General features: G+C 39.5%; 13 protein-coding genes. 11 read left to right on the forward strand and 2 right to left on the reverse strand.

The window, feature by feature from the left end; genetic code table 11:
* Positions 1-211 precede the first annotated feature (211 nt).
* Both leuS and B4F08_RS13235 read right to left on the reverse strand, forming a co-directional pair.
* Positions 212-2,848 (reverse strand): leucine--tRNA ligase, encoded by a 2,637-nt coding sequence (gene leuS, locus B4F08_RS13230; protein WP_291374693.1) that lies wholly within the window; start codon positions 2,846-2,848, stop codon positions 212-214.
* A 138-nt stretch (positions 2,849-2,986) separates the two neighbouring features.
* On the reverse strand, positions 2,987-3,331 hold the full coding sequence (locus B4F08_RS13235; RefSeq protein ID WP_414632480.1) for a DUF4124 domain-containing protein: 345 nt from the start codon (positions 3,329-3,331) through the stop codon (positions 2,987-2,989).
* 795 nt (positions 3,332-4,126) lie between these two features.
* Between B4F08_RS13235 and B4F08_RS13240 the strand changes: the two genes are divergently transcribed.
* The 11 genes from B4F08_RS13240 to B4F08_RS13290 all read left to right on the forward strand — a co-directional run.
* Positions 4,127-5,854 carry an acetolactate synthase 3 large subunit gene (locus B4F08_RS13240; RefSeq protein ID WP_291374696.1) on the forward strand — a complete coding sequence of 576 codons (1,728 nt, stop codon included), beginning with the start codon at positions 4,127-4,129 and terminating at the stop codon, positions 5,852-5,854.
* Positions 5,851-6,342 (forward strand): acetolactate synthase small subunit, encoded by a 492-nt coding sequence (gene ilvN, locus B4F08_RS13245; protein ID WP_004697653.1) that lies wholly within the window; start codon positions 5,851-5,853, stop codon positions 6,340-6,342. Before B4F08_RS13240 ends, ilvN begins: the two co-directional genes overlap by 4 nt.
* 104 nt (positions 6,343-6,446) lie before the next feature.
* The gene (ilvC, locus tag B4F08_RS13250; protein ID WP_086210463.1) at positions 6,447-7,463 is read left to right on the forward strand and encodes a ketol-acid reductoisomerase; all 1,017 of its coding nucleotides are present in this window, start codon (positions 6,447-6,449) and stop codon (positions 7,461-7,463) included.
* Positions 7,464-8,523: 1,060 nt separating this feature from the next.
* Complete coding sequence (locus tag B4F08_RS13255; protein WP_291374699.1) at positions 8,524-9,048, forward strand: hypothetical protein; 525 nt, start codon at positions 8,524-8,526, stop codon at positions 9,046-9,048.
* A gap of 72 nt (positions 9,049-9,120) precedes the next feature.
* On the forward strand, positions 9,121-9,825 hold the full coding sequence (locus B4F08_RS13260; RefSeq protein ID WP_086210461.1) for a fimbrial biogenesis chaperone: 705 nt from the start codon (positions 9,121-9,123) through the stop codon (positions 9,823-9,825).
* 18 nt (positions 9,826-9,843) lie between these two features.
* Entirely contained in the window at positions 9,844-12,147 is a 2,304-nt protein-coding gene (locus B4F08_RS13265; RefSeq protein ID WP_119064696.1) for a fimbria/pilus outer membrane usher protein, read from the forward strand.
* 16 nt (positions 12,148-12,163) lie between these two features.
* A complete protein-coding gene (locus tag B4F08_RS13270) occupies positions 12,164-12,580 on the forward strand; it encodes a hypothetical protein (RefSeq protein ID WP_086210459.1) in 417 nt (138 codons plus the stop codon).
* Between the two features lie 148 nt (positions 12,581-12,728).
* Positions 12,729-14,021: a glycosyltransferase family 4 protein gene (locus tag B4F08_RS13275; RefSeq protein ID WP_086210458.1), complete on the forward strand. Its 1,293-nt coding sequence runs from the start codon at positions 12,729-12,731 to the stop codon at positions 14,019-14,021.
* A 169-nt stretch (positions 14,022-14,190) separates the two neighbouring features.
* Complete coding sequence (locus B4F08_RS13280) at positions 14,191-14,742, forward strand: phosphatase PAP2 family protein (protein ID WP_086210457.1); 552 nt, start codon at positions 14,191-14,193, stop codon at positions 14,740-14,742.
* A gap of 90 nt (positions 14,743-14,832) precedes the next feature.
* Positions 14,833-15,033 carry a Fe-S cluster assembly protein IscX gene (iscX, locus tag B4F08_RS13285; RefSeq protein ID WP_086210456.1) on the forward strand — a complete coding sequence of 67 codons (201 nt, stop codon included), beginning with the start codon at positions 14,833-14,835 and terminating at the stop codon, positions 15,031-15,033.
* Between the two features lie 110 nt (positions 15,034-15,143).
* Positions 15,144-15,430 (forward strand): nucleoside-diphosphate kinase (locus B4F08_RS13290; RefSeq protein ID WP_291374705.1); only part of this gene is annotated, 287 nt, incomplete at its 3' end.

Below are 15,430 nucleotides of genomic sequence, written 5' to 3' on the forward strand. Positions count from 1 at the left end.
CCTCTGTTTTGCTCTTTTTGATAAAAGAAAAATAATATGTCGTGATTGTATGTGCAAAGCCCGTTGACTGGCAACGGGCTTTGTTTGGGAATTGTTTATTCCTTTTCATTTCCGCCTCTTTTTGAAAGAGGTGAGAAGCAATGCTTCGCAAGGGAGATTTTCTAATAAAATCCCACCAAACCTCCCTTTATAAAAGGGAGGCTCAAAGGCTTTAAACCACCAAATTTACTAATTTATTGGGTACCACAATTTCTTTCTTGGTTGGACCCGTCAAGAATTGTTGAACTTCTGGCAAGGCTTTAGCTAAAGCAAGCAAATCATCTTTCGATACATCGACAGACACTTCTAATTTACCACGAAGTTTACCGTTGACCTGAACCACGATCGTTTGTGTATTTCGTACCAGTGCAGATTCATCTGCAGTCGGGAATAATACAGTGGTTAAATCCAACCCGAATTCAGCCAATAGCGTTTGACTCAAGTGCGGTGCAAATGGCGCAAGTAAGGTTAATAGAGTCGTGATTGATTCACGTGCAACAGCAACATCGTTATCAGTTTTCGCTTCAAACTTGTTGTTGGCATTTAACAGTTCCATCATTGCTGCAATGGCTGTGTTAAAGGCATGGCGGCGTTCAATGTCATCACCCACTTTTTGGATGGTTTCATGCGTTTTACGACGTAAATCTTGGGCTTCGGTAGATAATTGCGTTGTATCAATGCTAGATGCGGTATTGTCTTTCTCAAGGAAGTTTGCAACCAAACGCCAGACACGTTTCAAGAAACGGTTTGCACCTTCCACACCTGCATCTGACCATTCTAATGATTGATCTGGTGGGGCAGCGAACATCATGAAGACACGTGCTGTATCTGCACCGTACTGATCAATAATAGCTTGTGGGTCGATACCGTTATTTTTCGATTTCGACATTTTCTCTTGGCCACCAACAATGACTTCTTGACCGTCACCTTGGTATTTCGCAGACAGAATACGACCTTTTTCATCACGCTCAAGGTCGATATCCGCAGGGTTAAACCATGTTTTCTTACCTGATTCCGCTTCACGGTAGTAAGTATCTGCCAAGACCATACCTTGGGTGAGCAAGTTGGTAAATGGTTCATTGCCTTGTACAACGCCTTCATCACGCATCAATTTGTGGAAGAAGCGTGCATAAAGTAAGTGCAGAATCGCGTGTTCAACACCACCGATATATTGGTTTACAGGAAGCCATGTTTGACTCGCAGCAGGATCAACCATACCGCCAGTAAAGTCTGGAGAGGCATAACGTGCATAGTACCAAGATGATTCTACAAAGGTATCCAAAGTATCGGTTTCACGACGTGCATCGCCACCACAGCTAGGACACTTGGTTTCGTAGAACTCTGGCATCTTGTTCAATGGGTTACCAGAACCGTCTGGTACGACGTCAGTTGGTAATACCACTGGCAATTGATCTTCTGGTACGGTGACTTGACCACACTTTTCACAGTTGATCATTGGAATTGGGCAACCCCAGTAACGTTGACGAGATACACCCCAGTCACGTAAACGGAATTGAACCTTAGCATTCGCTAAAGTTTGTGGTTCTAATTTTGCAAGGAAAGCATCAAACGCAGCTTGGAATTCCAAACCATCAAACTCGCCAGAATTCACCAATTTGCCATCTTTAGAACCGTACCATTCTTGCCATTCAGTTGCTGAGTATTCAGCATCATCAGCGCCTTTGGCATCAATCACTTGCTTGATTGACAAGTTAAATTTATTGGCAAATTCAAAGTCGCGTTCGTCATGTGCAGGCACTGCCATCACAGCACCTGAGCCGTATGACATCAACACATAGTTCGCAATCCAAACAGGTAAGTCTTCACCTGTAACTGGATGCTTAACAGATAAGCCTGTTGCCATGCCTTTCTTTTCAGCAGTGGCTAAATCAGCTTCTGCGACTGAACCCATACGGCATTCTTCAATAAATGCAGCAAGTTCAGGATTGCCCGCTTCTGATTGGACGGCAGCCGCTTTCAGTGCCATAGGGTGTTCTGCTGCAACGGCAACATAAGTCACACCCATTAAGGTATCAGCACGCGTGGTGTAAACGGTTAAACCATCTGCGTAGATTTCAGTATTGGCAGAAGGGAAGGTGATTTCCATCCCCGTTGAACGACCAATCCAGTTACGTTGCATGGTCAAGACTTGCTGTGGCCAACCGTCTTTTAATGTGTCTAAATCGTCTAATAATTCTTGTGCATAGTCAGTGATGCGGAAGTAGTACATCGGAATATCACGTTTTTCAACCAATGCACCTGAACGCCAACCACGACCATTTTCAACTTGTTCATTGGCTAAAACTGTCTGGTCTACAGGGTCCCAGTTTACTGTTGAAAGCTTACGATAGATCAAGCCTTTTTTGTACAGTTGTACGAACAACCACTGTTCCCAGCGGTAATATTCAGGGGTACAGGTCGCAAACTCACGATCCCAATCGACAGAAAGCCCCAATTTTTTTAACTGATCACGCATATATGCGATGTTTTCAAAAGTCCATTTTGCTGGTGCAACTTGATGGGCAATCGCAGCGTTTTCAGCAGGTAGACCAAATGCATCCCAACCCATAGGTTGCAGGACAGTTTCCCCTTTGAGACGGTGGAAACGGCTAATCACATCGCCAATGGTATAGTTACGCACATGACCCATATGCAGTTTGCCACTTGGGTAAGGGAACATCGAGAGGATATAACGACGTGGACCTTCTACAGTGTCTGCAACTTTAAAGGCTTTACGAGCTTCCCAGTCTTGTTGGACGGTAGGTTCAATCGCGCTCGCTTGATATTCGGGGTCAATGTGAGTAGTCATATACGTATGTTAAGAACAATGATTAAAAAAAGTTTGTTGCACAGCATAGCGCAAAATGCACCTAAAAGTGAATTTTGCACCATGATTTGTGCAGGAAATTAAAGAAGTTGAAAATATAGCTGAAACTGTATGAGTTGTTTAAATCGCAGGTTGAGCCCGTTGCCCTTTTTGTAATGCTTTATTGGCGTCGCGTTGTTGGTTTTCCAATTCCACGGGTGCTGCGGGGGTTACAGTGGGTACAGCATCTGGTATTGCTGGTGTAGGACTCGGGACATTGCTTGGGGTCGGTGCTTCTGTTGTCGTCTGTTGAGGCGAGTTCTTCCAACCATAAGTATCTATTTTACCTTGCTTCTTTGCTGTTTTGGGTGGTGGCGTGGTGGTGTAATGTGTCGAGCCTTGGCTGTCCACCCACTTATAATAGGTTTTGGCAAAGCTTTGTGTAGTCACCACGGTTAGCCCTATGCAAGCCAAACCTAAAAGCATTTTTGTAAACGGAAAACTCATCTGCGATTGTCCTTTTTATATCCCTAATCATTCGATTTGATTGGGTTTATCGTTATGGCTATTTTATGCTTATTTTTGAACAATAAAAATTGTTTGGCTTGTCTTTTCATCTAAGTTTTTTTGTGTTTTTTAGGTGTAATACTCAATTGACATCACAATATATGTGTTCTGGCACAGTTAGGCAGTTAGAAAGAAGAATAAACTTATAAAAATCTGTATATAAAAATGGGTTTAAGCCTAAAAACTTGATATGCAAAGTGCCGAAATAGTTTTAAAGCAAAGGAAAGGTATTATTAAACTTATTTATGGATTTCATGATCTTTTTTTATTAATAAATTCAGAGCAATAGAAAATGATGGGTTTGAACTTTAAAAAATAAAGAAAAACTTTCCTCGTTTCTTTGATCAAGGTGCATAAAAAATAAACGGTCTGTAAATAAACAAAAAAAAGCTAATTTTTAAACTTGACATTAGTCACGAAACTCCTAAAAATGCTGTCTTTAGTTTTATATGCCTTTACTCGATCACCCTTCGATAAAGTGTCATTTCATGCAATGGACACGCTTTCTAGCCGAGACCGTGAACAAAGTAAAAAAATGTGTTTATCCCAACACATTTTAGATCTCATAGTGCTCAAACAGCATACAGATCAGAATTTTTTCCTATTGCTATGAAAACTAAGAAATATGTGTGCTATAACAGTGCAGACAATCAATGAATGAAACACTGCTGGTGCCTCCCACCATTGCAGTGATAAAGATTAGGGTGAATCACGTTGGAACTTTTATCTGGTGGTGAAATGCTCGTTCGCGCATTGGCGGACGAAGGCGTTGAACATGTATTTGGATACCCAGGCGGCGCAGTTTTACATATCTACGACGCGTTCTTTCAACAAGACAAAATCAATCATTACCTCGTGCGCCATGAACAAGCTGCTGGTCATATGGCCGATGCTTACTCGCGCGTAACAGGTAAGACGGGTGTGGTGCTCGTGACTTCAGGTCCGGGTGCAACCAATACTGTGACTCCAATTGCAACGGCTTATATGGACTCAATCCCAATGGTGATTTTGTCAGGTCAGGTTGCGTCACATTTAATTGGTGAAGATGCATTCCAAGAAACAGATATGGTCGGTATTTCTCGCCCGATCGTAAAACATAGTTTCCAAGTGCGCCATGCCAGCGAAATTGCTTCGATTATTAAGAAGGCTTTTTATATCGCATCTTCAGGTCGTCCAGGTCCTGTGGTGGTTGATATTCCTAAAGATGCAACTAATCCTGCTGAAAAGTTTGCTTACGAATACCCAGAAAAAGTGAAGATGCGTTCGTATCAACCACCGCATCGTGGTCACTCAGGTCAAATTCGTAAAGCCATTGAAGAGCTAATTCACGCAAAACGCCCTGTAATTTATACAGGTGGTGGTGTTGTACAAGGTAATGCATCAGAACAGTTGACTGAGTTGGCGCATATTCTAGGCTACCCAGTGACCAATACTTTGATGGGTCTGGGTGCCTTTCCAGGCAATGATCCACAGTTCATTGGTATGTTGGGTATGCATGGTACTTATGAAGCCAATATGACCATGCACAATGCTGATGTGATTTTGTGTATTGGCGCGCGTTTCGATGACCGTGTAACCAACAATCCTGCAAAATTCTGTCCAAATGCCAAAGTGATTCATATTGATATCGACCCTGCGACGATTTCAAAAACTATCATGGCGCATATCCCAATCGTGGGTGCGGTAGAACCTGTTCTTCAAGAAATGTTGACACAGCTCAAACAGATGAATGTGTCTAAACCAAATCCTGAAGACATTGCCGCGTGGTGGGCACAAATCAATGAATGGCGTAAAGTTCATGGTTTGAAATATGACAAACCGACTGATGGTTCAATGAAGCCACAGCAAGTGGTCGAAGCGTTGGATAAAATCACCAATGGTGAAGCAATCATTACTTCTGACGTAGGTCAGCACCAAATGTTTGGTGCAAACTACTACAAGTATAAGCGTCCACGTCAATGGATTAATTCAGGTGGTCTTGGCACCATGGGGGTGGGCTTACCTTATGCGATGGCTGCGAAATTAGCTTTCCCAGACCAACAAGTAGTATGTATCACAGGTGAAGCATCCATCCAGATGTGTATCCAAGAGCTTTCGACGTGTAAGCAATATGATCTTAACGTAAAAATCCTCTGCTTGAATAACCAAGCTTTAGGGATGGTAAAGCAGTGGCAAGATATGAACTATGAAGGACGTCATTCGAGTTCTTATGTAGATTCATTGCCTGACTTCCCTAAATTGATGGAAGCGTATGGTCATGTAGGTATTCAGATTAACCATGCCGATGAGCTTGAGTCTAAGCTTGCAGAAGCAATGGCAATCAACGATAAATGTGTATTCATCAACGTTATGGTTGACCGTACCGAGCATGTTTATCCAATGCTTATCGCAGGTCAGTCAATGCAAGATATGTGGTTAGGTAAAGGGGAGCGCACGTCATGAGACACATTATCTCTGTACTTGTAGAAAACGAAGCTGGTGCGCTTTCTCGTTTGGTGGGTTTATTTTCTCAACGTGGTTATAACATTGAGACCTTAAACGTTGCGCCAACCGAAGATCCGACTTTATCTCGTTTGACTCTAACGACTTATGGTGATGACCATAAAATTGAACAAATCACGAAGCAACTCAACAAATTGGTTGAAGTTGTAAAAGTGGTTGATCTGTCTGAAGGTGCGCATATTGAGCGTGAATTGATGCTGATTAAGGTCAAATCACTTGGCTCGGCACGTGCTGAAATTAAACGAACTGCGGACATTTTCCGTGCGCAAATCGTGGATGTTACCCCAACGACTTATACCATTCAAATCGCGGGTACGACTGAAAAAATTGATGGTTTTATTGATGCATTAGCAGAGAATACCATTCTTGAAGTTGTACGTTCTGGTGTTTCAGGCATCGCGCGTGGCGAAAAAGTTTTAACCATTTAATTAATTAACACGATTCAACCTCCTTTTGATCAAAAGGAGGATTTCATCAAAAAATAAACTCTTGGTGAAATTACAGAATACAAAGCATTTTAGCGGAGACAGCAATGCAAATTTTTTACGATAAAGACTGCGACTTATCTATCATCCAATCTAAGAAAGTAGCGATCATTGGTTACGGTTCGCAAGGTCACGCGCATGCGCTTAACCTTAAAGATTCTGGTGTAGACGTAACTGTAGGTTTACGCGCTGGTTCTACTTCTTGGAAAAAAGCTGAAAATTCAGGTCTTAAAGTTGCTGAAGTTCCTGCTGCTGTAGCGCAAGCTGATGTAGTGATGATCTTGACTCCAGATGAGTTCCAATCACAACTTTATCGTGACGTGATCGAGCCAAATATCAAAGAAGGTGCAACATTAGCATTTGCTCATGGTTTCTCTGTTCTTTATAACCAAGTTGTTCCACGTGCTGATTTAGACGTGATCATGGTTGCGCCAAAAGCACCAGGTCATACAGTACGTTCTGAATACCAACGTGGTTCAGGTGTTCCTGACTTAATCGCGATTCACCAAGATGCATCTGGTAATGCACGCAACGTAGCACTTTCTTATGCTTCAGGCGTAGGTGGTGGTCGTACAGGTATCATCGAAACTTCATTCCGTGAAGAAACTGAAACTGACCTATTTGGTGAGCAAGCAGTTCTTTGTGGTGGTGCAGTAGAGCTTGTTAAAATGGGCTTCGAAACTTTAGTTGAAGCAGGTTATGCACCTGAAATGGCTTACTTCGAATGCTTACACGAACTTAAGTTGATTGTTGACTTGATGTTCGAAGGTGGTATTGCAGACATGAACTATTCAGTATCGAACAATGCTGAATATGGCGAATACGTAACTGGTGTTGAAGTGATCAACGAACAGTCTCGTGAAGCGATGCGTAATGCACTTAAACGTATCCAATCTGGTGAATATGCGAAGATGTTCATTCAAGAAGGTGCGTTGAACTACCCATCTATGACTGCTCGTCGTCGTCAAAATGCAGCACATGGTATTGAAGTAACTGGTGGTAAGTTACGTGCGATGATGCCTTGGATTCAAGCAAACAAAATCGTAGATAAAGAAAAGAACTAATTTCTTGAATCAATTGATTTGAATGCGAAGACCCACTCTATTTGAGTGGGTTTTTTTATGTTTAAGCTTAGGTACCTCAACAAGATAAAAGCAGTGCTTTTATCTTTTTTTGTACCTTGGATTCAAGCGAACAAAATCGTAGATAAAGATTAAACTAAATTTTAGTTTAATTTTTAAAAACTTTGTTTTTACAAGATTTTTTCTGCTATGCGTTGAGTATTGGTTGTTCTAGTGACGGTGTCGCAGTAGCTTACAATGCTAAAAATAGAGCCATCACTATGGTTTTAGCACTAAAAGAGGGTGCTTAGGGGGGGAGTTCCAATAGAAAAACCACAAATGAATGATCTGTTTTTGTGGCTATATCTTAGTTCAATATTCTTTATAAAATTATTGGATTAATAATGTTTTTGTGGATTTTATTTTTCATAAAGAAAATCCTAGAAAAGAGTACTTGAGATTACATTTAGGTTTGAAGTGTCGGTTTAAGTTTTCTAAAACGCACATTCATGTAATTTTTAAGTTTGAAAGTGAGGTTTTGGTCATCTTATTCAATCCCTAGAACTGGGTAAATAGGATGTGAATAAACTTTCGGTTTTCATGAAGTAATCGCTATAAATGTATAAAATAGTTGAAAATTCAACTAAAAAAAGAATGAAAAATGAAATTTTCAGCAAAATAAGAAATTATTCAATCGAAGATGTAATGAAATGTAAAACTAAAATGTCATAAATTTCCAATATAAAACAGGGAACTATTTTAAATATTAAAATGCACAAAAAAAGTGCATCCCTGAAAGTTGTGTAACTATTTTTTGGGACTTCAAAAATATAGGATATATAAAAATATAAATAAAAATAGTTATTTAAATTTACTTTTTTTAAAAATGCGTACTTGTTGTCTTTTTGAGTGAAAAGGGGCGTATAGGTGGTTTTTTGTTCAGAATAACTACAATTAAAACACGCTTAACAAAAAGCTTGGTAGCCAAGAAAGGCCCAGTTTTGATTAAGGGTAACCATAACAATTAATCAGGTTTTAAGAATAAACGTCCCGGAGAATGGCTATGAATAAGTTAGTTCAAACATCTTTAATGGCAGTTGCATTAGGTCTTGGCTCAACAGCAGTTTTTGCTGATGGTGAAGGTGGCGAAGCAGCACGTGGTGGTGGTGGATATAATTGGGGTAACTGTACTTCACTTGGTTGTGAAAAAGATATTCCAATTAAATTGGAAATTCCTAAAAAATGTGAAGTGCTCGGTGGTAGTGCCATTACGTTGAATAAAAATGGCGGAACTCAGAGTTCAACTTACACTGTGCGTAGTAATACCCACTATACGCTTAACATTCAAACAGCAAACACTGGTACAAGTGCCAGCACTTATGTGAAACATGAAGATGATGGTAGTGTTCGTGTACCAACAACAATTGTTACAAATAAAACAGGCGGTGGTGTGATTCCATTTGGTAACTCAAATCACAATGGTCTAGCTGATGATGTATACTCTGTATCTGTTACAAATGCAGCAGTAAGTGCCTTCCAACGTGCCGGTACATACAACGATACTTATAAAATTAAAGTTTACTACTAATCTGGTCAAACTAAGCCTAACTTGATCACAGTATCAGGTTAGGTTTTTTAAAATTATAATAAGGGGTGTAACATGAAAAGAATAATAGCAATTCTGGTGTCTTCGATGCTGTATATGTCGGGAACACATGCTGGTGTTTCAGTTGACCCAGTCCAAATGTATATTCAAAATCCCGCAAAGCAAAGAACAACAACATTAACCCTAGAATCTAAAGATGAGACAGAAAAGCGAATTTTTGAAGTTAAAGCATTTAAGTGGACTCAAAAAGACAATGGCGAAAATGTGCTTGAGCCTGACAATAGTTTAATTATTAACCCTAAGAATTTTATTTTACAAGCCAATGGCAAGCAAACCATTCGCGTCGGTTTTAATCGCCCGGTAGAGTCGGTTTTAGAAGGGCAACAAGAAGGGACATGGCGTGTGATTGTTGATGAAATTCCACAGGCTGTAAAAGAATCTTCAGTAAATTTTCTGGTCAGCTTTAATTTACCCCTCTTTGTTGGTAAGCAGGAAGATGTTAAACTAAATTTCAACGTTGAAAATAATAAGTTGATTGTTAAAAATAATGCAAAATCGCATATTCAAATCGCAAATTTGAAAATTGTAGATGCAAATAAAAAAGAAGTTTTTAAAACGGAAACCATGAATTATTTGCTTGCAAATAAAAGTATGTCTTATGATCTAAACAATACACGAATAACAAACCCTAAAAATTATTACGTTCAATTGTTTACAGATAAGAACGATAAAATGGTGGAACTCAAATTCTCGGATTAGTCCAAGGTGGGGGGTGTAATGAATACGAAAATAAAAATACTGATCGTTATTCATTTTTTTTTAGCACTCAATGTAAATGCCAGTGAGGGTGTGCTGGAAGAAAATATTGCGAACCTTTGGATTAATGATCTAGATCATCATACAGATGTCGCCTTATTAAAGCAGGGCGATCAATATTATCTTGAATGTCAGGTACTGGCAGAACGTCAAATTTCAACTGCGCAATTAAAAACCTTAGCTTCGCGACCAGAATTCTGCTTGGTGTCATCAAGTGGTGTTCAGTCAACTTTTGATGATTCATCGCAATCCATTAAGCTCACGATTCCAACAGAACTTTTTGAAACGGACTTTAATGCATTAAACAATAACATCATTCCTGAAAAGGCCAGTTTTGGTGGCTTTATTAATTATGATTTCGTATATGCCAATAGCAATAATAATGACTCTTATAGTGGCTTGATGGAGTTAGGGGTTTTTAAAGATTACTGGATCATGAAAAACTCCATGCTATACCAGAACACCCCTACAGATGAACGTGTGGTGCGACTCAGTAGTAGTGTTGATTTTGAATTTCCCAAAAATATGACTCGGTTAACCATCGGTGATACCACGACAACCTATAATCCCTTGATTAATTCTCTACGTTTTGCGGGATTGAATTGGGGAACAAATTATACCGAGAGACCAAACTTTATTTATTGGAATATGCCAAGTTTACAAGGCAGTGCGCGGGTTCCTTCCACAGTTGATTTGTATATCAATGGAGTAAATATATACAGCCAGAAAGTCAGTCCTGGTGATTATAATTTATTAATGGGTGCGCAAATTCAACAAGCAGGTAATGCTCAAATTGTCGTTGAAGATGTACTTGGAAATCGAAGTGTGCAGAGTTTTCCGATCATGGTAACCAATCGGCTGCTACGCTCAGGTTTGAATGAATATAGTATTGCTGTTGGTAAATTACGTTATAACTATAATATGGACAGTAGTGATTATCGTGATTTCTTTGTAAATACTTATTATCGAAAAGGACTGACAAACTCTACAACGCTTGGAACAAACTTGTCATACAGTAAAGATATACAAAATGTAGGCTTTATGTGGACGCAGGCTGTTAGCAATATTTTTGTTTTGGATAGTGTAGTCCTTGCATCTCATGATGATGATAACCAGTTTAATTATTCTTATGGATTATCTGCAAGTAAAGACTTTGGCCGTTTCTCAATGGGGGCAAGTTCTAAATATACAGAGAGGAATTTTAAATTTCTTGGAGATGAATTAGGGGTTTCTTCTAATTACCCAAAATTTGAAAATCTTGCTTACTTTGGTATGAGTAATGTGCCGTATTTACAGAATGTTAATATTAATTATGCCGAACAAAAATATTATGATGACCCAGATTTTCCGAATAGTGATCAGAAAGTCATTAATATTGGCTTTAATCGAAATTTCGGACGTAGAGTCTCCTTTGGTTTAAGTTATTTCAATGCTTTTGGTGATCGTAAGGATTCTGGCGGGATTCTGTCACTTAGTTATAGTTTTGATGATAAGTCGGTTTATTTTAGTCAGTCAGCAGATCAGAATACCAACCTTCAATTGGTTAAATATGACTCTAATCAGGTTGGTTTCGACTATTCAGTTGGGGTCAATCGTCGTAATGATGAAACGATGTTTAATGCAAATGGTGTAGTAAAAACTGACGTGGGTGATTTGGATTTCTATCATATTCAAGGTCGTGATGATCGTGAAACACAACTAAACTACCGAGGTGCAGTAGTCTGGTTAGGTAATAAACTCAGTTTCACTAAAATGGTCGACAATGCATTTACATTGGTTAAAGTGGGTGATTATCAGGATATTGATATTTTGAGGTCACTGACTTATGTTGATAAAACCAATAAAAAAGGCTATGCGTTTATTCATGATATTATTCCATATGTAAAATATGATATTGCATTTGATCAAAATCAATTACCTGTGGAAGATAAAATACAATATTCAAATAAACAATTAACAGCATTGAACCAACGTGGTTATATTATAGATTTTCCTGTTTTTCATGCAAAACAAGTCAATATAAGACCATTAGACAGTAATAATAATACTTTTGCACCAGGCTCTGAACTTTATATTAATAATAATGGTGAAGGGGAAGTTTATCCGATTTCTACTGATGGTAGTGTCATGCTTTATGGTTTGATTCCTGGTACATATAATATACAGATTAAAACCAAAGATGCGCGCAGTTGTTCAGCAGAACTCAATATTACAGATACAGTAAATGAAGAGAATCAACCAGCAATGGATCTTCATTGTAAATAGATGGAGTAGTAGTGCCATGAAACTGAGAGTTGTTTTATTCGTGTTTTGTGTAGGAGCATCAGCTTTGACCTATGCAAAACAGTGTCAAATTGAGCGCTTAACCTCAAGCCAGCTGAATTTGAGTTCTTCCTATCTAAGTCAGGCTGCGACTTCTTTTTCAGTCGCATGCGATAGTAATTATGCGATTAAGTTTAATTCTCGTAATTTAATGAATGCAACGGGTAGCAGTTATTTAGTGAATGAGAAAAATCATAAACTAAGAACGCAAATGAATATTTCGGGTGCGAGTGCTTCGCGTTGGAATAGTCCTATCTCACAACCTGCAACTGCACAAAGTAAGTTTGTGGTATTGGTGCAATTGATGGAGCGACCAACGGCATTGACGCCGGCTGGAGTTTATCGAGATAACCTTTATATTAACTTAATGTTTTAAACGAAGTGTAATGCTTCATATATAAAAGATATGGCCAAGTGGCCTATCTTTTTGCGTGGGGAGTGTTAAATTAGTTTCATCATTCAATCATCAAACTGTCAAATAGTTCAGTTAAGCTTTACTTAAAATAAGAAAAGTTTGGTGTAGTATGATCGGTTCAATGACAACAAAATTATTCAAACAGCACAATTTCCCCGAACCACAGCGGTTTTATTTAAAACAACAACATCAACAAAATTTTCAGCAAGAGCTTTCCCTGCTTCAAGAAACTCTTAAGCCTAAATTAAAAATTACTATCGTGACTGAAACATGGTCACCAGAAATCAATGGTGTCGCAAATTCACTGTTACAATTATGTAAAGGCTTGCAAAAACAGGGGCACCGCATTCAGTTGATCCGCCCAATGCAAAAAAATATATGCACAGAGTTTCAGGCCGAACACGAGTGTTTGGTCTGGGCGAAAAGTATTCCAAAATATACGGAGATGCAATTTGGCATGCCTCAGTATGTCAAAGTCAGCAAGGCGATTGAGCGTTTCAGTCCAGATGTCGTGCATATTGTAACGGAAGGCCCTTTGGGATTGACTGCACTGTATGCCGCTCAAGCGCATCAAATTCCAGTATCTAGTGGCTTTCATTCAACTTTTCATGATTTTAGTCGCTTTTTTGATTTAGCTTTGCTGGTAAAGCCGATTGAAAGCTATCTTCGTTGGTTTCATAACCATACGGTACTCACTTGTGTGCCGAGTCAAACCACCTTAAATCAACTTCAGGATTTTGGAGTGACCTGTCCTTTGGTTGAGGTTGGACGAGGGGTAGATACCATACGTTTTCAGCCAGAACATCGCTCGGAACAAATGCGTCTGTATTGGCAAGCAGATGCAAATACCACTGTGCTTTTATATGTAGGGCGTTTATCTCCTGAAAAAGAGGTGGATGTGCTCATTCAAAGTTATTTGAATATCAAGAAGCAGTCATCACGCAAATTTAAAATGGTGATTGTGGGGGATGGGCCGGATCGTAAGCGTTTAACGGAGATGGCCAATGGTTCAGATGTGATTTTTACAGGCAGCTTAACAGGACAGTCACTCGCTCAGGCCTATGCCAGTGCGGATGTTTTTGTTTTTGCTAGCCAAATAGAAACTTTTGGCAATGTGGTACTTGAAGCGATGGCAAGTGGTTTACCTGTGGTGGCGTATAATTATGCAAGCCCGCAGCGATATGTCCAACATGGAAAAACAGGTTGGCTGAGTCCTTTTGGACAGGTGGCACATTTTATGCAAACGATTATACAGTTGCCAGCGCAAACTGTACTTAAAACCATGGGAGCTCAAGCGCGTCAAGATATTGAAAGTGTTGGTTGGCAATATCCTGTGAAACAGTTTGAGCAAGCTTTATATCAGGTGGCGAGTCTAAAAGCATCATCATCGCTTCGTGGTTAAAATTGTAAATGAGTGCGGGTATTTATGGATGAGTTTAGTGAAGATCATCAAACTGTCAAAAATATCCTTTAAAATGAAGCGTAATAAAATCCCTTAGACGGGCTAAAATCGTCGGCATAACAATGATTTTCCAGCTGAACTTTCAACGTTGTTGTTAAGGAGAAGTGGTATGAATCTTAAAACTGCAAAAATAAGAATATTAGATTTAGATCTAAAGGGCTGTGTTTATCTTAATCATTTTTCCCATTCACAGACAGTAGCCAATTTTTTCAAACGAATCAGCCGATTGGGCGATGGTGTTTTTTGGTACACCATGTTGGCTTTAACTTGGCTGTTGCAAGGTCTGGTCTATAGTCTGCAAATTGTGTATTTGGTTTTGGGTTCACTATGCGGTACTTTGATTTATAAGGTTCTAAAAATAAAAACGATTCGTCCACGACCTTATCAAGTGCATCAGGTGATTCGAATGGGTGAGCGACCGCTTGATCATTTTAGTTTCCCTTCAGGTCATACCTTACATGCGGTGATGGTGAGTACATTGCTAGGTTTCGTACAGCCAATTTTATTGATCCTTATGTTGCCTTTTACTGTTTTGGTCGCTGCATCTCGGATGATTTTGGGGCTACATTATCCAAGTGATGTTTTGGTCGGGGCTGCAATTGGCGCGGTTGTAGCAGTGGCTTTAATTTGTAGTGCACCACTTTTAAATATCGTGTTGTAAAAAAGTGCAGTTTTGCACAAAACAGACTAACGCTTAAATTTCAGAGTTTGCTACAGTACAGCATCTTCTATATTGTGATGAGACGCCACTATGGGCTTACGTTGGTCGGACACTATTGATATTGCTATTGAGCTCTATGAAGCTCATCCAGATGTCGATCCGCAGTGGATTCGTTTTACAGATTTACATGCGTGGGTGTGTGCCTTACCAGACTTTAGTGATGATCCTAACAAGTCAACTGAAGGGTTGCTTGAGGCAATTCAGATGGCATGGATTGACGAAGCACGATAATCCGTGCATCGAAAAAAGCAACTTTTTACAGAGTAAAAGCAGATAATTGTGCATTATCTCGGTATAATGCGCCAAAATTTTCATGTCTACATTGACTTAAGGAGCCAATCATGGCTATTGAACGTACTTTATCTATCGTAAAACCAGACGCAGTTGCTAAAAACCACATCGGTGACATTTTTGCTCGTTTTGAAAAAGCTGGTCTTCAAATCGTTGCAACTAAAATGAAACACTTGACTCAAACTGAAGCTGAAGGTTTCTACGCAGAGCACAAAGAACGTGGTTTCTTTGCTGACCTAGTTGCGTTCATGACTTCTGGTCCAGTTGTTGTTTCAGTTGTGGAAGGCGAAAACGCAGTTCTTGCTCACCGCGAAATTCTTGGCGCAACTAACCCTAA

Source organism: Acinetobacter sp. UBA6720, from assembly GCF_002454215.1.
Lineage (GTDB): Bacteria > Pseudomonadota > Gammaproteobacteria > Pseudomonadales > Moraxellaceae > Acinetobacter.

What these genes read in the sequence shown, in the direction of transcription:
- B4F08_RS13265 (WP_119064696.1), top strand. Translation starts at nt 9,844, where the DNA reads ATGAATACGAAAATAAAAATACTGATCGTTATTCATTTTTTTTTAGCA.
- iscX (WP_086210456.1), top strand. Translation starts at nt 14,833, where the DNA reads ATGGGCTTACGTTGGTCGGACACTATTGATATTGCTATTGAGCTCTAT.
- B4F08_RS13255 (WP_291374699.1), top strand. Translation starts at nt 8,524, where the DNA reads ATGAATAAGTTAGTTCAAACATCTTTAATGGCAGTTGCATTAGGTCTT.
- leuS (WP_291374693.1), bottom strand. Translation starts at nt 2,848, where the DNA reads ATGACTACTCACATTGACCCCGAATATCAAGCGAGCGCGATTGAACCT.
- B4F08_RS13270 (WP_086210459.1), top strand. Translation starts at nt 12,164, where the DNA reads ATGAAACTGAGAGTTGTTTTATTCGTGTTTTGTGTAGGAGCATCAGCT.
- ilvC (WP_086210463.1), top strand. Translation starts at nt 6,447, where the DNA reads ATGCAAATTTTTTACGATAAAGACTGCGACTTATCTATCATCCAATCT.
- B4F08_RS13275 (WP_086210458.1), top strand. Translation starts at nt 12,729, where the DNA reads ATGATCGGTTCAATGACAACAAAATTATTCAAACAGCACAATTTCCCC.
- B4F08_RS13280 (WP_086210457.1), top strand. Translation starts at nt 14,191, where the DNA reads ATGAATCTTAAAACTGCAAAAATAAGAATATTAGATTTAGATCTAAAG.
- B4F08_RS13235 (WP_414632480.1), bottom strand. Translation starts at nt 3,331, where the DNA reads ATGCTTTTAGGTTTGGCTTGCATAGGGCTAACCGTGGTGACTACACAA.
- ilvN (WP_004697653.1), top strand. Translation starts at nt 5,851, where the DNA reads ATGAGACACATTATCTCTGTACTTGTAGAAAACGAAGCTGGTGCGCTT.
- B4F08_RS13260 (WP_086210461.1), top strand. Translation starts at nt 9,121, where the DNA reads ATGAAAAGAATAATAGCAATTCTGGTGTCTTCGATGCTGTATATGTCG.